14 protein-coding genes are annotated in these 18,913 nt (G+C 74.7%); 3 read left to right on the forward strand and 11 right to left on the reverse strand.

Features of this window, described 5'->3' with window-relative positions:
- Positions 1–214: 214 nt before the first annotated feature.
- Positions 215–877 carry a pyridoxamine 5'-phosphate oxidase gene (gene pdxH / locus ACZ4TG_RS28780; protein ID WP_468167842.1) on the reverse strand — a complete coding sequence of 221 codons (663 nt, stop codon included), beginning with the start codon at positions 875–877 and terminating at the stop codon, positions 215–217.
- Between the two features lie 200 nt (positions 878–1,077).
- Between pdxH and ACZ4TG_RS28785 the strand changes: the two genes are divergently transcribed.
- Positions 1,078–2,184, forward strand: a complete 1,107-nt coding sequence (locus tag ACZ4TG_RS28785) for a citrate synthase 2 (protein ID WP_468167844.1) — start codon at positions 1,078–1,080, stop codon at positions 2,182–2,184.
- 134 nt (positions 2,185–2,318) lie between these two features.
- Here ACZ4TG_RS28785 and ACZ4TG_RS28790 read toward each other — a convergent pair whose 3' ends face one another.
- The 7 genes from ACZ4TG_RS28790 to ACZ4TG_RS28820 all read right to left on the reverse strand — a co-directional run bounded on the left by ACZ4TG_RS28790 (position 2,319) and on the right by ACZ4TG_RS28820 (position 11,346).
- Positions 2,319–2,906, reverse strand: coding sequence for a TetR/AcrR family transcriptional regulator (locus ACZ4TG_RS28790; protein ID WP_468167846.1), 588 nt, complete (start codon positions 2,904–2,906; stop codon positions 2,319–2,321).
- Positions 2,894–3,631 carry an enoyl-CoA hydratase family protein gene (locus ACZ4TG_RS28795; protein WP_468167848.1) on the reverse strand — a complete coding sequence of 246 codons (738 nt, stop codon included), beginning with the start codon at positions 3,629–3,631 and terminating at the stop codon, positions 2,894–2,896. The genes ACZ4TG_RS28790 and ACZ4TG_RS28795 overlap by 13 nt, the downstream gene beginning before the upstream one ends.
- Before the next feature lie 264 nt (positions 3,632–3,895).
- Complete coding sequence (locus tag ACZ4TG_RS28800; RefSeq protein ID WP_468167850.1) at positions 3,896–5,071, reverse strand: acyl-CoA dehydrogenase family protein; 1,176 nt, start codon at positions 5,069–5,071, stop codon at positions 3,896–3,898.
- Positions 5,068–7,023 carry an acetyl/propionyl/methylcrotonyl-CoA carboxylase subunit alpha gene (locus ACZ4TG_RS28805; protein ID WP_468168289.1) on the reverse strand — a complete coding sequence of 652 codons (1,956 nt, stop codon included), beginning with the start codon at positions 7,021–7,023 and terminating at the stop codon, positions 5,068–5,070. The genes ACZ4TG_RS28800 and ACZ4TG_RS28805 overlap by 4 nt, the downstream gene beginning before the upstream one ends.
- An 8-nt stretch (positions 7,024–7,031) precedes the next feature.
- Positions 7,032–8,630, reverse strand: a complete 1,599-nt coding sequence (locus tag ACZ4TG_RS28810) for an acyl-CoA carboxylase subunit beta (protein WP_468167852.1) — start codon at positions 8,628–8,630, stop codon at positions 7,032–7,034.
- Positions 8,627–10,477 carry an acyclic terpene utilization AtuA family protein gene (locus ACZ4TG_RS28815; RefSeq protein ID WP_468168292.1) on the reverse strand — a complete coding sequence of 617 codons (1,851 nt, stop codon included), beginning with the start codon at positions 10,475–10,477 and terminating at the stop codon, positions 8,627–8,629. The genes ACZ4TG_RS28810 and ACZ4TG_RS28815 overlap by 4 nt, the downstream gene beginning before the upstream one ends.
- A 68-nt stretch (positions 10,478–10,545) precedes the next feature.
- Entirely contained in the window at positions 10,546–11,346 is an 801-nt protein-coding gene (locus ACZ4TG_RS28820) for a TIGR03084 family metal-binding protein (RefSeq protein ID WP_468167854.1), read from the reverse strand.
- A gap of 321 nt (positions 11,347–11,667) precedes the next feature.
- Here ACZ4TG_RS28820 and ACZ4TG_RS28825 point away from each other — a divergent pair, with 321 nt between their 5' ends.
- Both ACZ4TG_RS28825 and ACZ4TG_RS28830 read left to right on the forward strand, forming a co-directional pair.
- On the forward strand, positions 11,668–13,290 hold the full coding sequence (locus ACZ4TG_RS28825) for an alpha/beta fold hydrolase (protein ID WP_468167856.1): 1,623 nt from the start codon (positions 11,668–11,670) through the stop codon (positions 13,288–13,290).
- 347 nt (positions 13,291–13,637) lie between these two features.
- Positions 13,638–14,597 carry a helix-turn-helix transcriptional regulator gene (locus tag ACZ4TG_RS28830; RefSeq protein WP_468167858.1) on the forward strand — a complete coding sequence of 320 codons (960 nt, stop codon included), beginning with the start codon at positions 13,638–13,640 and terminating at the stop codon, positions 14,595–14,597.
- 77 nt (positions 14,598–14,674) lie between these two features.
- On the opposite strand, the gene ACZ4TG_RS28835 is transcribed toward ACZ4TG_RS28830, so the two are convergent.
- From ACZ4TG_RS28835 to ACZ4TG_RS28845, 3 genes are all read right to left on the reverse strand, one after another.
- Positions 14,675–15,034: a DUF1801 domain-containing protein gene (locus tag ACZ4TG_RS28835; protein ID WP_468167860.1), complete on the reverse strand. Its 360-nt coding sequence runs from the start codon at positions 15,032–15,034 to the stop codon at positions 14,675–14,677.
- A gap of 2 nt (positions 15,035–15,036) precedes the next feature.
- Complete coding sequence (locus ACZ4TG_RS28840) at positions 15,037–15,972, reverse strand: EamA family transporter (protein WP_468167862.1); 936 nt, start codon at positions 15,970–15,972, stop codon at positions 15,037–15,039.
- A 76-nt stretch (positions 15,973–16,048) separates the two neighbouring features.
- Positions 16,049–18,739, reverse strand: a complete 2,691-nt coding sequence (locus tag ACZ4TG_RS28845) for an FAD-binding and (Fe-S)-binding domain-containing protein (protein WP_468168294.1) — start codon at positions 18,737–18,739, stop codon at positions 16,049–16,051.
- Between the last annotated feature and the right edge of the window lie 174 nt (positions 18,740–18,913).

Here is an 18,913-nt window from a genome sequence, read left to right on the forward strand (position 1 = left end):
TCGCACGCACCCAGTGCGGTGCCCGGCGGGAACGCCAGGCGCCAATCCCAAGCAGTCACCCGACCCGCGGGCTCGCCGGTACGTCCGGCCGGCTCCTCTCACTGCAGGAGAGGAACCAGAGCCCGCGGGTCGCCTGTTTTCACCCGGCCCGTATTTTCAACCGGCCCGTGTTTTCACCCGGCCCGTGTTTTCACCCGGGCCACAGCGCCGCCGGCTACGGGCAGAGGCGCTCCACCTGCCACTTCTCGCCGTCGCGGACGTAGCGCAGCCGGTCGTGCAGCCGGTTCTCGTGGCCCTGCCAGAACTCCACCGCGTCCGGGGCCACCCGCAGCCCGCCCCACTCCGGCGGCACCGGCACCTGCTCCCCCTCCGGGTAGCGCTCCTCCAGCTCCGCGTACCGGCGGTCCAGCTCGGCGCGGGAGGCAATCACCCGGGACTGCTCGCTCGCCCAGGCGCCCAGCTGGGAGCCGTGCGGCCGGGAGCGGAAGTACGAGGCCGTCTCGTCGCGGCCGATCCGCGAGGCCGTACCGGTCACGACGACCTGGCGGGCGATCGCGTGCCAGGGGAACAGCAGGGAGGCGTACGGGTTCGCGTCGAGCTCGCGGCCCTTGCGGGAGGCGTAGTTCGTGAAGAAGACGAAGCCCCGCGAGTCGAACTGCTTCAGCAGCACCGTGCGGGAGCTGGGGCGGCCGTCGGGGGTCGCGGTCGCGACGACCATCGCGTTGGGTTCGAAGAGATGCGCTTCGGCGGCCTGCTGGAACCACCGGGCGAACTGCTCCATCGGATCACCGGCGATGTCGTCCACGTCGATGATCTGGGAGCGGTACTGCTTGCGCATGACGGCGGGGTCAAGGTCCTGATCGGTCACACGTGCCATCCTGCCGCAGTACGACTGCTGGGAGTGTGCCGTATGTCACGCTTCCGAAGCCCAGTGGGAACGGACAAAATCTTGGGGCCGGTCCGAGGGTCCCCGTGTGGGTGACCAACGGCCGTGCCGGGCATCAACGGGGATGACCGCGCCGGACCGCGAATCACGCCGGGAGCCGCGCGTGTTCGCACTATCTGAGGAGCCGCCTGATGTCCGACTTCGTACCCGGGCTCGAAGGGGTCGTCGCGTTCGAGACGGAGATCGCCGAGCCCGACAAGGAGGGCGGATCGCTGCGCTACCGCGGGGTGGACATCGAAGACCTGGTGGGCCACGTCTCCTTCGGGAACGTCTGGGGCCTGCTGGTCGACGGTGCCTTCAACCCCGGGCTGCCCGCTGCCGAGCCGTTCCCGATCCCGGTCCATTCCGGTGACATCCGCGTCGACGTGCAGTCCGCGCTCGCCATGCTGGCCCCCGTGTGGGGCCTGAAACCCCTCCTCGACATCGACGAGCGGACCGCCCGCGACGACCTGGCGCGCGCGGCCGTGATGGCGCTGTCGTACGTCGCCCAGTCCGCCCGCGGCCAGGGCCTGCCGATGGTGCCGCAGAAGGAGATCGACAAGGCCGGTTCCGTCGTCGAGCGGTTCATGATCCGCTGGCGGGGCGAGCCGGACCCGAAGCACGTCAAGGCCGTCGACGCGTACTGGACCTCGGCCGCCGAGCACGGCATGAACGCCTCCACCTTCACCGCCCGCGTCATCGCCTCCACCGGCGCGGACGTCGCGGCGGCCCTGTCGGGCGCGGTCGGCGCCATGTCGGGCCCGCTGCACGGCGGGGCGCCCTCGCGCGTCCTCGGCATGATCGAGGAGATCGAGCGCACCGGCAACGCCGAGGCGTACGTCCGCAAGGCCCTGGACAAGGGCGAGCGGCTGATGGGCTTCGGGCACCGCGTCTACCGCGCCGAGGACCCGCGTGCGCGTGTGCTGCGGCGCACCGCCAAGGAGCTCGACGCCCCGCGCTACGAGGTGGCCGCGGCGCTGGAGAAGGCCGCGCTGGAGGAGCTGCACGCGCGCCGCCCCGACCGGGTGCTCGCGACGAACGTGGAGTTCTGGGCCGCGATCATGCTGGACTTCGCGGAGGTCCCGGCGCACATGTTCACCTCGATGTTCACCTGCGCCCGGACCGCCGGCTGGTCGGCGCACATCCTGGAGCAGAAGCGCACGGGCCGCCTGGTCCGCCCGTCGGCCCGCTACACCGGGCCCGGCCAGCGCAACCCGCGCGAGATCGACGGCTACGAGGACATGGCCGAGACGGCCTGATCCCGGCCCGAGCCCGTACGCGCGGCGGCGCCGCATCCCTGGTCAGGGGGTGCGGCGCCGTCGTGCGTACGGGCTCGGGCCCGCCGCCGGGCGTACCGGCCCGGGCTGCGTACCGGCCCGGGCTGCGGGCCTGATCAGGCGAGCGCGCCGTCCAGGATCCGGGACCACTGGGCGACCACCCGGGCCCGGCGGGCGGTGTCGTCGGTCAGGACGTTGGCCAGGCCCAGGCCGCGGCCCATGTCGAGCAGGCCCTGCACGGTCTCCCGTACCCCCGGCACCGACTCGTCGGCGCCCAGCAGCTCCACGGCGATGCGGTGGGTCTCGCGGCCGACGCGGGCTTCGAGCTCGGTGACCCGGGGGCGCAGCTGCTCCTCGTTGGAGGCGGCGACCCACAGCTGGAGCGCGGCCCGGAACAGCGTGCCCGTGTACATGTCCACCAGGGCCTCGACGACGACGGGCCGCGCCGCCGGACCGGCCTGGAAGAGCTCGCGCAGCGCGGTGGAGCGCTCCTCGGCCACGTACTCGACGGCGGCCGTGAAGAGGTCCTCGCGGGTCGGGAAGTGGTGCTGGGCCGCTCCCCGCGAGACGCCGGCGCGTTCGGCGACGACGGCGACGGTGGAGCCGGCCCAGCCGTGTTCGGCCAGGCAGGAGACGGCGGCCTCCAGGAGGTGGCGGCGGGTGACCCGGCTGCGGGCCTGCTTGGGGCCGGTCACAGCGCCCACGAGGGGTCCCGGCGCTCGAAGCGGGCTCCGATGCCCTCGCGGGCCTCGGCGGAACCGAAGTGGCGCGCGGAGAGCTCCGCGAGCGCGGCTCCGTCCCGCTCCAGGGCGCTCCGCACCCGGGCGGTGAGCAGCCTCTTGGTGGCGGCGAGGGCCTCCGGGCCGGCCTTGCGCAGCCCCGCGAGCACCGGGACGAGTACCTCGTCGACGTCCTCGCCGTGCAGGGTCAGCAGGCCGATCCGGGCGGCTTCGGCCGCGTCGAAGGCCTCGGCGGTCAGGAGGTAGCGGGACGCGGCGCGCGGGTCCAGGAGCGGCAGCAGCGGCGCGGAGATGACGGCCGGGACCACGCCCAGGTGGGTCTCGGTGAAGGCGTACGTGGACTTCGGCCCGGCGGCGGCGATGTCGCAGGCGCCCAGCAGGCCGAGGCCGCCCGCCCGGACGTGTCCGGTGACGCGGGCGACGACCGGCTTCGGGAGACCGGCGATCTCGCCGAGCAGGGCCAGGAAGTCCGCCGGGTCGCAAGGGGACTTCAGGTCGGCGCCGGCGCAGAAGGTGTTGCCGGTGTGGGTGAGGACGACCGCCCTGGCCTCCGGGTCGGCGCCCGCCTCGGCGAGGGCCGCGCGCAGCCCGGCGACGAGGTCCGCGGAGAGCGCGTTGCGGTTGTCCGGGGAGTCGAGGGTGAGCGTGGTGATGCCGGGCGCCTGGCCGGCGTGCACGGGTGGGGGCATGTCTCCTCCGGAGGGGTACGGGTGCGGTTGCCCTGGCCGGGCGTTTCCGGGACCGGGGCCGGGGCCGGGGCCGGCCCGGGGTCCGGTCCCGGAACCAGGTCCGGTCCTGAGACCAGGTCCGGTCCTGAGACCAGGTCCGGTCCTGAGACCGGGTCGGTCCTGGGACCAGGTCCGGTCCTGAGACCGGGTCCGGTCCTGGGGCCGGGTCCGGTCCTGGGGCCGGGGTGGGTCCTGGGACCGGACTGGGTCCTGGGGCCGGGGTGGTCAGTAGGACTTGGGCAGGCCCAGGGTCTGGTGGGAGACGAAGTTGAGGATCATCTCCCGGCTGACGGGGGCGATTCGGGCGACCCGGGAAGCGGTGATGAGGGAGCCCAGGCCGTATTCGCGGGTGAGGCCGTTGCCGCCCAGGGTGTGGACGGACTGGTCCACCGCCCGTACGCAGGCCTCGGCGGCAGCGTACTTGGCCATGTTGGCGGCCTCGCCCGCGCCCATGTCGTCGCCGGCGTCGTAGAGGCGGGCGGCCTTCTGCATCATCAGGCGGGCCAGTTCCAGTTCGATGTGGGCCTGGGCCAGCGGGTGGGCGATGGCCTGATGCGCGCCGATGGGCTCCTTCCACACCGTACGGGTCCTGGCGTACTCCACGGCCCGGGTGAGCGCGTAGCGGCCCATGCCGATCGCGAAGGCCGCGGTCATGATCCGCTCGGGGTTGAGCCCGGCGAACAGCTGGAGCAGCCCGGCGTCCTCGTCGCCGACCAGGGCGTCGGCGGGCAGCCGGACCTCGTCCAGGACCAGTTCCCACTGCTTCTCCGCCGCCTGGAGCTCCATGTCGATGACGGAGCGGGAGAAACCGGGGGTGTCGCGGGGGACGATGAACAGGCAGGGCTTGAGACTGCCGGTCCTCGCGTCCTCGGTGCGGCCGACGATGAGGGTGGCGTCCGCGATGTCCACGCCGGAGATGAACACCTTGCGGCCGGTCAGCACCCACTCCTCGCCGTCGCGGCGGGCGGTGGTGGTGATCCGGTGGGAGTTGGAGCCCGCGTCGGGTTCGGTGATGCCGAAGGCCATGGTGCGGGTGCCGTCCGCGAGGCCCGGGAGCCAGGCCCGCTTCTGGGCCTCGGTGCCGAAGCGGGAGATCACCGTGCCGCAGATGGCGGGCGAGACCACCATCATCAGCAGCGGACAGCCCGCCGCGCCCAGCTCCTCCAGGACGATGGAGAGTTCGGCGATGCCGCCGCCCCCGCCGCCGTACTCCTCGGGGAGGTTGACCCCGAGGTAGCCGAGCTTGGCGGCGTCGGCCCACAGCTCGTCGGGGTGAGCGCCCTCGCGGGCGATCCGGGCCAGGTACGCGCGGCCGTAGCGCTGCCCGAGGGCGGCGACGGCGGCGCGCAGCGCCTTGTGCTCTTCGGTTTCGAGGGTGGTGGTGCCGCTGGCGGGGCTCATGCTGGCGTTTCCTCCTGGACTACGGCGAGCAGGGCGCCGAATTCGACCTGTTGGCCGGTGACGGCGTGGAGCGCGGTGAGCGTGCCGGAGGCGGGCGCGACGATGCGGTGTTCCATCTTCATCGCCTCCAGCCAGATCAGGGGCTGTCCGGCGGTGACCGCCGTGCCGGGGGCCAGTCCCTCGGCCACCCGGACGACGGTGCCGGGCATGGGGGCGAGCAGGGAGCCCGGTTCGGTGCGGTCCTGGGGGTCGGAGAACCGGGGCAGGCGGGTCAGGGTGTGGGCTCCGAGCGGGGAGTCCACGTAGACCTCGGCGGACCCGATGCCCCCCTTGTTCGATTTATGTTTCACGTGGAACACCCGCCGGATCCCCTCGACTTCGAGGGTGACCAGGCCGGGAGTGACGGCGAGGACGCGGACACCGGGATGGTCCAGGGGGACCGGGGGGCCGCTGCGGGCCGGGTGGTAGCGGACCTCGTACTCGGTGCCGCCCGTGCTGTAGCGGCGCACGTGCGGCTGGGAGCGGAGGTTCCGCCAGCCGCCGAGGCGGGCGGCGAGCGGGGCGTCCGGGGCCGGGGCCGCGTCGGCCAGGGCCGCGGCGAGGGCGGCCAGGGCCGGGGAGGGATCGCCCGGGACGGCTTCGGTGAGGGAGCCGAGGTGGCGTTCGTAGAAGCCCGTGTCGAGCTGCCCGGCGGCGAACTCCGGTTGCCGCAGGGACCGTACGAGGAGCTCGCGGTTGGTCGTCAGGCCGTGGATCCGGGCTCCGGCCAGGGCATGGGCCAGGGCCCGCACCGCCTCGGCGCGGGTCGGGGCGTGCGCGATCACCTTGGCCAGCATCGGGTCGTAGTGCACCCCGACGGTGTCCCCGTCGCCGAAGCCGGTGTCCACGCGGACCTCGCCGGGGACGGCCAGGGTGTGCAGGACACCGCTCTGCGGGCGCCAGTCGAGGCCCGGGTCCTCGGCGTACAGCCGGGCCTCGACGGCGTGCCCGGAGGGCTCCGGGCAGTCGGCCGGCAGGGCGGCGCCCTCGGCGACGCGCAGCTGGAGGGCGACGAGGTCGAGGCCGAAGACGGCCTCGGTGACGGGGTGTTCCACCTGGAGGCGGGTGTTCATCTCCAGGAAGTACGGGCGGCCGTCGGCGGTGACGAGGAACTCGACCGTGCCGGCGCCCTGGTAGGAGACGGCCCGTGCGGCGGCGACGGCGGCCCGGTGCAGGCTCTCGCGCAGGGCTTCGGGCAGGCCGGGGGCCGGGGCCTCCTCGATGACCTTCTGGTGGCGGCGCTGGAGCGAGCAGTCGCGGGTGCCCAGCGCCCACACGGTGCCGTGGGCGTCCGCGAGGACCTGCACCTCGACGTGGCGGCCGCGCTCGACGTAGGGCTCGGCGAAGACCTCTCCGTCACCGAACGCGGACCGGGCCTCGGCGCGGGCGCCCTCCAGCTCCTCCCCGAGCAGGGCGAGGTCCCGTACGACGCGCATCCCGCGGCCGCCCCCGCCCGCCGCGGCCTTGAGCAGCAGGGGCAGGTCGGCGGCGGTGGCGGCGGCCGGGTCGACCGGTTCGAGCAGCGGCACCCCGGCGGCCCGCATGAGGTCCTTGGCCCGGGTCTTGGAGGCCATGGCCTCGATGGCCCCGGGCGGCGGGCCGACCCAGACGAGCCCGGCGGACCGCACCTGGCGGGCGAAGTCGGCGTTCTCGGAGAGGAACCCGTAGCCGGGGTGCACGGCGTCGGCGCCCGCCGCCAGCGCCGCCTTGATGATCAGCTCGGCGCGCAGGTAGGTGTCGGCGGGGGCCGCGCCGGGCAGCCGGACGGCCGCGTCGGCGCAGCGCACGTGCAGGGCGTCGGCGTCGGGATCGGAGTGCACGGCGACGGTGGCCAGGCCCAGGGCCCGGGCGGTGCGGAAGATCCTGACGGCTATCTCGCCGCGGTTGGCGACGAGCAGGGAGGTGATGGTCATCTGCGGGCTCACATCCGGAAGATGCCGAAGCCGCCACGGGCGCCCTCGACGGGGGCGTTGTGGACGGCCGACAGGCACAGGCCGAGGACGGTACGGGTGTCGCGCGGGTCGATGACCCCGTCGTCGTACAGCCGCCCGGACAGGAACATCGGCAGGGACTCGGACTCGATCTGCGCCTCCACGAAGGCCCGCATGCCGGCGTCGGCCTCCTCGTCGTAGGGCTGCCCCTTCGCCGCGGCCGACTGGCGGGAGACGATGGAGAGCACGCCCGCGAGCTGGGCGGGGCCCATGACGGCGGACTTGGCGCTGGGCCAGGCGAAGAGGAACCGGGGCTCGTAGGCGCGGCCGCACATGCCGTAGTGGCCGGCGCCGTAGCTGGCCCCGATGAGCACGGACAGGTGCGGGACGCGGGAGTTGGAGACCGCGTTGATCATCATGGAGCCGTGCTTGATGATGCCGCCCTGCTCGTACTCCTTGCCCACCATGTAGCCGGTGGTGTTGTGGAGGAAGAGCAGCGGGATGTCGCGCTGGTTGGCGAGCTGGATGAACTGGGCGGCCTTCTGCGACTCGGCGCTGAACAGGACGCCCTGGGCGTTGGCGAGGATGCCGACCGGATAGCCGTGCAGGCTGGCCCAGCCGGTGACCAGGCTGGGGCCGTACAGGGGCTTGAACTCGTCGAAGTCGGAGGCGTCGACGATGCGGGCGATGACCTCCCGCGGGTCGAAGGGGGTCTTGAGGTCGGCGGGGACGATCCCGAGCAGTTCCTCGGGGTCGTACACCGGCTCCTCGGCGCGCGGCGGGTCGGCGTGCGGTTTGCGGTGGGCCAGGCGGGCCACGACCCGGCGGGCCTGGCGGATCGCGTCGTACTCGTCGAGGGCGTAGTGGTCGGCGAGGCCGGAGGTCCGGGCGTGCATGTCGGCCCCGCCGAGGGACTCGTCGTCGCTCTCCTCGCCGGTGGCCATCTTGACCAGCGGCGGACCGCCCAGGAACACCTTCGAGCGGTCCTTGATCATGATGGTGTGGTCGGACATCCCGGGGATGTACGCGCCGCCGGCGGTGGAGTTGCCGAAGACCACGGCGACGGTCGGGATGCCGTCGGCCGAGAGCCGGGTGATGTCGCGGAAGATCGCACCGCCCGGGATGAAGATCTCCTTCTGGGAGGGGAGATCGGCGCCGCCGGACTCGACGAGGCTGATGCAGGGGAGCCGGTTCTGGCGGGCGATCTCATTGGCCCGCAGGGCCTTCTTGAGGGTCCAGGGGTTGCTGGCCCCGCCGCGCACCGTGGGGTCGTTGGCGGTGATCAGGCACTCGACGCCCTCGACCGTGCCGATGCCGGTGACCATGGAGGCGCCGACCGGGTAGTCGCTGCCCCAGGCGGCGAGCGGGGACAGCTCCAGGAACGGGGTGTCCGGGTCCAGGAGCAGCTCGATCCGCTCGCGGGCGAGGAGTTTGCCGCGGGTCTTGTGGCGGGCCGTGTACTTCTCGCCGCCGCCGAGCAGGGCCTTGTGGTGCTCGGCGTCGAGTTCGGCGAGGCGGGCGAGGGCGGCGGTACGGGCGGCCGTGTGCTCGGGCGCGTGCGGGTCGACGGTGGTGCCGAGGCGGGTCATGGGCGGGTCCCCTCCGGGGCGGGGTCGGGAGCGGGCGGGGCGTCTGCGGGGCCGGCGGCGGGCCGGTCACCGGCGGGGTCGGGGGCGGGCCGGCCGCCAGCGGGGCCGGGGCCGGGCCGGTCGCCGGCGGCGGGGGCGGGGGCGGGGTCGTGGGCAGGCTGGTCATCGGCGGAGCCGGGGGGCAGGAGGTGGGTCGGGATGTCGATGTGGCGGGCCCGGAGCCATTCGCCGAGGGCCTTGGCCTGGGGGTCGAAGCGGTGGCCGGAGGCGACGCCGTCGCCGAGGATGCCGGTGACGGTGAAGTTGAGGGCCCTGAGGTGCGGGAGCGCGTGCCGCTGGACGGGCAGGCCGCGGGTCTCGGGGAGCAGCTCCTGGAACACCCCGGTGGTGAGGGTGGCGTGCAGCCAGGCCCAGGCCTCGTCGGTCTCGGCCCAGACGCCGACGTTGGCGTCGCCGCCCTTGTCGCCGCTGCGGGCCCCGACCAGTGTCCCCAGGGGGACGCGGGTGGTGGGCCCTGCCGGAGCCTGCGGCGCGGGGCGGTCGGGCCTCGCGGGGCCGTCCCCCGCCCCGCCGCTTCCCGAAACCATGGGCTCCGCGCCCGGACCCCCGCCCGTGCGCTCGAACGCCGCGCGGGCCGGATCTGCGGAGCACGGCCGCCGGGTGCCGTCCGGGAGAACCGCCACGTGCGGGACCGCGGCCGCCGGGATCAGCGAGGAGGTGAAGACCCCGTACGGCTGGGCCGCGGCCGGCGGGGCCGTGACGTGGAAGCCCGGATAGCCGGCCAGGGCCAGTTCGACCGCGGCGGCGGACAGGCCGCGCCCCACCCGGTCCGGGGACGGGTCGCGGACCACCAGGCGGAGCAGCGCGCTCGCGCTCTCCTCCGTGTCCGCGTCCGCGTGGTCCGTACGGGCCAGGGTCCAGTCGGCCACGGCCACCTCCCGCAGGGTGTCCGCGAGTTGGGCCCGGACCAGCTCCGCCTTGGCCTCGATGTCCAGGCCGGTCAGGACGAAGACCACCTCGTTGCGCCAGCCCCCGATCCGGGTCACGCCCACCTTGAGGGTGTCGGGGGGTACTTCACCGCGGACGTCCGTGATCCGGACCCGGTCCGCGCCCTCGTCGTGCAGCCGGACGGTGTCCAGGCGGGCCGTCACGTCCGGGCCGAGGTACCGGACGCCCTGGGTCTCGTACAGGAGTTGGGCGGTGACGGTGCCGGTGGTGACCGCTCCGCCCGTGCCGGGGTGCTTGGTGACGACCGAGGAGCCGTCCTCGGATATCTCCGCGAGCGGGAACCCGGGCCTGCGCACGTCGTGCCGCGTGAAGAAGGCGTAGTTGCCGCCGGTGGCCTGGGTTCCGCACTCCAGGACGTGGCCCGCCACCACCGCCCCCGCCAGCCTGTCGTACGCGTCCGGCGGCCAGTCGAACCACCAGGCCGCCGACCCGCTGACCAGCGCCGCGTCCGTCACCCGGCCGGTGACCACCACGTCCGCGCCCGCCCGCAGACAGGCGGTGATGCCGGCGCCGCCGAGATAGGCGTTGGCGGTGAGGGCCCCTTCCGAGAACGGCATCAGGTCGTCGCCCTCGACGTGGGCGACGGAGACGGGCACGCCCAGCCTGTCCGCGAGTTCCCGCAGGGCGGCCGCGAGCCCGGCCGGGTTCAGGCCGCCGGCGTTCGCGACGATCCGTACGCCCCGTTCGTGCGCGAGCCCCAGGCCCTCCTCCAGCTGCCGCAGGAAGGTCTTGGCGTAGCCGAGACCGGGGTTCTTCAGCCGGTCTCGGCCCAGGATCAGCATGGTCAGTTCGGCCAGGTAGTCCCCGGTGAGGACGTCCAGCGGGCCGCCGGTCAGCATCTCGCGCACGGCCGCGAACCGGTCCCCGTAGAAGCCGGAGGCGTTGCCGATCAGCAGGGGGCGGCGGGTCACCGGGCGCCTCCCGGCTCCCGGCCGGGGCCGGCCGGGCCCGCGAAGGCCTGGGCGATGTCCAGCCAGCGGTCGGCATCCGCGCCGCGGGCCGTCAGGGCGGTGTCCGCCCGGTGCACGCGCTGGGTCACCAGCAGGCAGAAGTCGAGCGCGGGGCCGGTGACGCGCTGCCCGGCGTCGGCGGGGCCGTACGTCCACGGCTCCGAGCCGTCGGGGGCGGTCAGTTCCACCCGGAACGGGGCCTCGGGCACCGGCAGGCCCCGCACCGCGTACGCGTAGTCGCGGGCCCGCACCCCGATCCGCGCGACGTGCCACAGCCGGGCGGTCGGGGTCCGCCGCACCCCCAGCGCGTCGGCGATGTCCTGGCCGTGCGCCCAGGTCTCCATCAGCCGGGCGCTCGCCATCGAGGCGGCCTTCATCGGCGGCCCGTACCAGGGGAAGCGGGTGTCCGGCGAGGCCGCGGCGAGCGCCTCGCCGAGGGCGGTACGGGTCGCCCGCCAGCGGGTCAGCAGTTCGCCGGGCGGCAGGACGGCGCCCTCGGCCGCGCCCTCGTCGACGAAGGTCTCCGGGGCTGCCAGGGCCTCCTCGACCATCCGACCGAAGCCCTCGGCGTCGGTGAGGGACAGCAGCGAGGCCCGGTCGGTCCAGTGCAGGTGGGCGATCTGGTGGGCGACGGTCCAGCCGCTCGCGGGCGTGGGCTTCGCCCAGCCCGGTTCGGGCAACTCCCCTACCAGGGCATCGAGTTCCCGCCCCTCCTCACGGAGATCGGCGAAGACGGCGACGGCGGACGGATCGGGCACGGTGCGCTCCCCTCTCGGCGTGGGGGGAAGCCTGGCAGCGCCCGGCAAAACAATCAAGCATGCTTGCATGATTTGGCCGCGGGCTGTCGCGTTCCCGCCAGCGTCCGCAACTCGGCCGCGGGTCGGGGGAATTGGAGCATGGGCCGGTCCGGCAGGGGGTGAGCCGGCCGCGGCCGCCGGACGGGGCGGGGGCGATTTCAGCCGTACGCCGGAAACCCGCGAAACGTCACCGATGTCGCGCCGATACTGAATGCTCCGCTCCGGGCCCAGAGCGCGCGCATCCGTTCATGTCATGGCACTCGACGAAGAGGATGAACTGACGTGACGTACGTGACCTCAGCCGATTTCTCGCTCTACCCCGAACTCGACGCGACCGCCCTGACCGCCTTCGCCACCGCCCTGGAGACCGGTGACATCACCGGCCTGTCCCCGTCCCGCGCCGCCGACGTCGCAGAGGTCCGGTCCGTCGCCGTGTTCAGCCGCGGCAAGGTGACCGGCGCCGACGGCGACCTGCTCGACGCCGCGCTCTGGCGGCACACCGGGTCACAGCCCCGGCCGGTGATCGTCATGCCCTCGCCCTGGACGAACCTGGGCTGGCTCACCTACGCCGTCCAGGCGAGCCTCTTCGCGGCGCGCGGCTACGACGTCCTCGCCTACACCGCCCGCGGGTTCGCCGCCTCCGAAGGCCAGGTCGAGGTCGCGGGCCCGCTCGACGTCGCCGACGGCAGCCGCGCCCTGGACCACATCGTGGAGCGCACCGCCGGTCCGGTCACGAAGATCGGCTTCCTCGGGGACTCGTACGGCTCGGGCATCAGCCAGCTCGTCGCCGCGCACGACACCCGGATCGACGCGGTCGTCGCGCTGAGCACCTGGGGGGACCTCGGCGAGGCCTTCTACGAGAACTCGACCCGTCATGTCGCGGCCGTACAGGCCCTGCTGGCCGCGGCGGCGAAGGCCCGGCTGAGCCCGCAGACGGAGAGCGTCTTCGAGAACGTACTGGCCAACCGCGACATCGAGGGGACCCTGCGCTGGGCGGAACAGCGCTCGCCCTTCACCCACATCAAGGAGCTCAACCGCCGCCAGGTCCCCGTCCTGTTCGCGCACGCCTGGCACGAGACGCTCTTCCCCGGCAACCAGACGCTGAAGATGTTCAACGAGCTCACCGGGCCCAAGCGCCTGGACTTCTCGATCGGCGACCACTCCGGGCCCGAGATGTCCGGCATCCTCGGCCTGCCGAACCGGATCTGGACCGACGCCCACCGCTGGTTCGACCACCACCTCAAGGGCCTGGACAACGGCATCGCCGCCGAAGGCCAGGTCGTCAGCGAGGTGATGTGGAGCAAGAGCCTGGAGCCCCGCCCCACCTGGCAGGCCCTCACCGAGCGGATCCGTCGCGTCCACCTGACCGGTGGCGGGGAGCTGGCCGACAAGCCCGAGGCCGGCTGGTCGGCGAACGTGCTGTGCGGGGTGGACACCCCGGCGACGGTCGCCGACGAGATCGTGAGGTCCGGGTACGCGGAGATCGCCGGCGCCCCGAAGCTCTACCCGACCGGCGACATCGACCGCACCGTGGCCGCCGTCTGGGCCGCGCCGCCCGAGGAGGAGACCGCCCGGCTGCGCGGTACGCCCCGGCTGCGCGTGACGTACCGGGCGGGAAACCCGGGGTCCGGGTTCGTCGCGTACCTCCTGGACATGGCGCCCGACGGGACGGCCCACATCGTCACGCACGCCCCGTACAGCGACACCGGCTCGGCCCCGGACAGCCTGATCAGCGCGGACGTCGACCTCCAGGCCACGGCGTACGACGTCCCGCGCGGGCACCGGCTGATGCTGGTGATCGACGCCCGCGACCCGTTCTACGGTGACGCGAACCTGCCGCGCGCGACGCTGGCCTTCACCTCCCCGGAGGCCACGCCCTCCTACCTGGACCTGCCGCTCGGCTGAGCCCGCCGGCCCGCCGAGGCTGCCGTCCGTCGAGGCTGTCGGCCCGCCGAGGCCGCCGCCCGCCGTCCTGCCGAGAGCTGCCGGCCTCCCCGCCGGTGTGGTCCCGCCCCGCCGCTCCCCCGTGGGCGGCGGGGCGGGACGTACGTACCGCCTCAGGAGGTGCGGCGGCGGTTGGCGACGTCCCGGGTCCCGGCGAGGAAGCCGAAGTCGTCCATGTACGGGCTCCCGGTGTGCGCGTCGTGTGCGTGGTGGCGGGGGAACCGTAGGACGGCTTCACTGACATCCTCTGTCAGTGGAGCCGGTGGAGAGTGGGAGCCGGAGGAACCGGCGGAAGGGGATGGGGTCCGGTGAAGTCCAGCCGTCTGCTGTCGATCCTGCTGCTGCTCCAGACCCGGGGGCGGATGACCGCCGCCGAGCTCGCCGGGCACCTGGAGGTCTCCGTGCGGACGGTCTACCGCGACGCGGAGGCCCTCGCCGCCGCCGGCGTGCCGCTGTACGGGGACGCCGGGCACAGCGGGGGCTACCAGCTGCTCGCCGGCTACCGGACCCGGCTGACCGGGCTCAGCTCGGGCGAGGCCGAGGCCCTGTTCCTGACCGGGATGCCGGGCCCCGCGGCGGAGCTCGGGCTCGGGCAGGCCCTGTCGGCGGCCCAGCTGAAGCTGCGGGCGGCGCTCCCGGCGGAGTTGCGGGAGCAGGCCGACCGGATGCGGCTGCGCTTCCACCTGGACGCGCCCGGGTGGTACGCGGAGCACGAGGAGGCACCGTTCCTGGGGCGGGTCGCGGACGCGGTGTGGCGGGGCCGGGTGATCGAGGTCCGCTACCGGCGGTGGCGGGAGCCGCGCGAGGTGGACCGGCGCCTCGCCCCGTACGGACTGGTCCTCAAGGCGGGCCGGTGGTACCTCGTCGCGGGGCCCGAGGAGCCGCGGACCTACCGGGTCGACCAGATCCTGTCGGTCACGGAGACGGCCGAGTCGGCCGAGCTCCCCGAGGGCTTCGAGCTGGCGGCGCACTGGCAGCGGAGCCAGGCGGAGTTCCTGGAGCGGCTGTACCCGCAGGAGGCGGTCGTACGGCTCTCCGCGCGCGGCGCGGCCACCCTGACCGGGGTCCAGGCGCGGGCCCTCGCCGCGAGGGGGGCCGCGGATCCGGATCTGCCGGGCTGGACCCGGGCGGCGCTGCCGGTCGAGTCGGCGGAGCAGGCGCAGGCGCAGTTCCTGTCCCTGGGCGCCGACGCGGAGGTCCTCGCCCCGCCGGCGCTGCGGGCCCGGGTCCGGGCCGCGCTGGCGGCGATGTCGGAGCGCTACGCCTGAGCCGTCCCGGGGGCCGGGGGCCGTGTGTCGGGTGCCGGGTGCCGGGGGCCGGGGGCCGGGGGCCGGGGGCCGGCAGGTCAGCAGACCGGGCCCGGGGGTGCGGCGGCCGTGGCGCGCAGCAGGTCGCGCAGGAGGGTGAAGTCCATGGTCGCCGGGCGGCGGAAGCGCAGGCAGCTCTTGCCCATGTCGTGGCCGGCCAGCCGGTCCGCGAAGGCGTCGCGGACGTCGGTGCGCAGCAGGTAGAAGGAGACGTACTGCTTCTGGCTGGCCCAGGCGATCTCCCCCGCCTGCGCGCCGGGCCGGACGTACGCGGGCATGCCGTAGGCGATGACCTCCTCGAAGCCGGTCAGTTCGGCCAGGCAGAGCTCGCGCAGCCGGGTGAGGGCTTCGCGGCGCTCGTCCGGGACGGTGGAGAGGTAGGTCGTGACCGGGTCCACCGTCAGGCCTTCTTCCCGATCTGGGAGCGGACGGCGCCCATGCTGGCCGCGATCACCAGGGCGATCGCGAGGGCGTCCAGCGTGGACAGGGCCTGGTTCAGGACCAGGAAGCCCGCGGTCGCCGCGATGGCCGGCTCCAGGCTCATCAGGATCGCGAAGGTCGGGGCGGGCAGCCGGCGCAGGGCCAGCAGTTCCAGGGTGTACGGGAGGACCGAGGACAGGACCGCGACGCCCAGGCCGAGGGCCAGGGTGCCCGGGACGAGGAGGTCGGAGCCCGCCTCGACGATGCCCAGCGGGAGGGAGAGGACGGCCGCCACCGCCATGGCCAGGGCCAGGCCGTCCGCCTGCGGGAAGCGGCGGCCGGTACGGGCGCTGAAGACGATGTACGCCGCCCACATCGCGCCGGCTCCGAGCGCGAAGGCCGCGCCCAGCGGGTCGAGTCCGCCGAAGCCTGCGCCGCCGTGGCTGGAGAGGAGGCCGACACCGGCCAGGGCCAGGGCCGCCCACAGGAGGTTCACCAGCCGGCGGGAGACGACCACCGAGAGGGCGAGCGGGCCGAGGACCTCCAGGGTCACGGCCGGGCCGAGCGGAATGCGGTCGATGGCCTGGTAGAAGAGGCCGTTCATGCCGGCCATGGTCACGCCGAACCACAGGACGGTGGTCCAGTCCGAGCGCGCGTACCCGCGGACCTTGGGGCGGCACAGCACCAGCAGGACCAGCGCGGCTGCGGCCAGCCGCAGGGTGACCACGCCCGCCGCACCGGCCCTCGGCATGATCATGACCGCGAGGGCGGCGCCGAACTGCACCGAGACCCCGGCCGAGACCACCAGCGCGACCGGCCCGAAGCGGGCGCGGGCGCCACCGGACGGGGCGGCCCGCACGGGCGTCGGGGCGGGCGCGGTCACGGACAGCGGGGCGGGCTGGGAGGGCGGGGTCATCTCCCCAGGCTAAGGGGTCTGTAACAGGTGACAAGCTGCGTGCTGCCTTACATTGCGCACACCTCCCTAAGCTGCGCTAAAGGCCCTCCGCAAGGAGTTCGGCCAGGTGACGGGCGCGCGGGCCGCCGCCGAGCTCGGCGATCTGGGTGCGGCAGGAGAACCCGTCGGCCAGGACCTCCGTGCCGGGCGGCGCCGCGCGCAGGGCGGGCAGGAGCTGTTCCTCCGCGCAGGCCACCGACACCTCGTGGTGGCCCGGCTCGAAGCCGAAGTTCCCGGCGAGGCCGCAGCAGCCGCCGCTGAGCTCCCCCGTCAGGCCGGCCCGCTCGCGCAGCCGGCGGTCGGCCGCGTCCCCGAGGACGGCGTGCTGGTGGCAGTGGGTCTGGCCGGCCACCGCCCGGTCCAGGCGGGGCGGCTGCCAGTGGGGGGCGTGCGCTTCGAGGGTCTCCGCGAAGGTGTGGACCGCAGCGGCGAGGCGGTGCGCCCGGGGGTCGTCGGGGAGCAGGGCGGGCAGGTCGGTGCGCAGGGCGGCGGCGCAGCTGGGTTCCAGGACCAGCACGGGGCCGTCGGTCTCGCCGAGGGCGTCCAGGGTGCGGTGGAGGACCGTGCGGGCGCGCTCCAGGCGGCCGGTGGAGAGGTACGTCAGCCCGCAGCACACCCTGCCCCGGGGGACGGTCACCTCCAGGCCGGCAGCCTCCAGGACCCGGACCGCCGCGTGGCCGGCCTGCGGTGCCAGGTACTCCGTGAACGTGTCGGGCCAGAGCGTGACGGCGGGGCCCCGCGGCGGCTCGGCCGCGGGCCGGGGGGCGGGGCCCCGCGGCGGCTCGGCCGCGGGCCGGGGGGCGGGGCCCCGCGGCGGCTCGGCCGCGGGCCGGGCGCGCCACCCCCGCGTGAACGGTTCGGGGGCCAGCGCCGGCAGGGCCCGTTCGCGGGCGAGTCCCGGGACCGGGAGCCGGCGCGCCAGGGCGTTGGCCGGGCGGGCCGCCCGGAAGCGGGCGATCAGCCGGAGCCACTGCGGGAGGCCGCCCAGGGTGTAGTGGGACAGCGGGCGGATCCGGCCGGCCCAGTGGCGGTGCAGGAACTCCGACTTGTACGCGGCCATGTCCACGCCGACCGGGCAGTCGCTGCGGCAGCCCTTGCAGCTCAGGCAGAGGTCCAGCGCCTCGGCGACCTCCCGCGAGCGCCACCCGTCGGTGACGACCTCCCCCGCCAGCATCTCGTGCAGCAGCCGGGCCCGGCCGCGCGTGGAGTGCCGCTCGTCCCCCGTGGCCCGGTACGAGGGACACATCACCCCCGGTCCGCCGACGTCCGTCGAGCGGCACTTCGCGACCCCGACGCAGCGGGCGACCTCTCCCGCGAAGGGGGTCTGCGGCAGCACCGCGAAGCGGAGGTTCTCGTCCAGCCGCGACGGCCTGACCAGCATCCCCGGATTCATGCCGCCCGCCGGGTCCCACACGTCCTTGTAGGCGCCGAACAGCCCGATCACCCGCGGCCCGTACATCTTCGGCAGCAGCTCCGCGCGGGCCTGGCCGTCGCCGTGCTCCCCCGACAGCGAGCCGCCGTACGAGACCACCAGAGCGGCCAGCTCCTGCGAGAAGGCCCGGAAGCGGCGGACCCCCGCCGCCGACACCAGGTCGAAGTCGATCCGGACGTGTACGCAGCCCTCCCCGAAGTGCCCGTACGGGGACCCGTGCAGGGCGTGCGCCGCCAGCAGGGCCCGGAAGTCCCGCAGGTAGGCGCCGAGCCGGACCGGCGGAACCGCGCAGTCCTCCCACCCGGGCCAGGCCATCCGCCCGTCGGGCATCCGCGTCGCCGTGCCCGCCGCGTCCTCGCGGATCCGCCACAGCGCCCGCTGCGCCACCGGGTCGCAGACCAGCGCGGCATCGAGCGCGTCGGCGTCCCGTACGAGGGCCCGGGCCGCGCCCTCGTCCCGCATCTCGACGAACAGCCAGGCACCCCCGCGGGGGAGGCCCGCCGCGCTCCCCACCAGGTCCCGCGCCATGCCCTCCACCGTCAGCGGGCCGTGCGGGAGCAGCCCCGCCGCCGCGTCGGCGGCCGCGCTCTCGTCGGGATACCCGAGCACCGCGAGCACCGGCGCGCGCGGCGCCTCCACCAGGCGCACCACCGCCTCCGTCACCACCCCCAGGGTGCCCTCGCTCCCGCAGAAGGCGCGGGCCACCTCCGCGCCCCGCTCGGGGAGCAGCGCGTCGAGGCCTCCGTAGCCGGAGATGCGGCGGGAGAAGCCGCCGGACAGCCCGGTGCGGAGCACCGCGAGGTTTGCCGCCACCAGCTCCCGCAGGCCCGGAGGGGCTCCCGCCCAGCCGGTCCCGATCCGGTACGAGGAGCCCCCGTACGCCGTCACCGCCAGCTCCGCCACGTTGTCGGCGGTGGTCCCCCAGGCCACCGAGTGGGCCCCGCACGCGTTGTTGCCGATCATCCCGCCGAGGGTGCAGCGGGAGTGCGTGGACGGGTCGGGGCCGAAGGCCAGGCCGTACGGGCGTGCCGCGGCGCTCAGCCGGTCGAGGACCAGCCCGGGCTGGACGACGGCGGTCCGGGTGCCGGGATCCAGCGACACCAGGGCGTTCATGTGCCGGGTGAGGTCGAGCACCACCCCGGTGCCGGTCGCCTGGCCCGCGATCGAGGTGCCGCCGCCGCGCGGTACGACGGGGACCCCGGCCTCGGCGCACACCCGCAGCGCGGCGGACACGTCCTCGGCGTCGCGCGGGGCCACCACTCCCACCGGGACGCGGCGGTAGTTCGAGGCGTCCATGGTCACGAGGGCGCGCGCGGCGGCGCCGAAGTCCACCTCCCCGCGCAGGTCGGCCCGCAATGTCCGTTCGAGTTCCCCGGGTGCCGTCACGGCCACCACCTTCCCACCGCCCAGGGCGTCTCACCGGGTGGACGCGGTCCCGGAGCCGTGACCGGGACCGGATACGCTCCGCCC

The organism is Streptomyces sp. NPDC028314 (assembly GCF_055565795.1).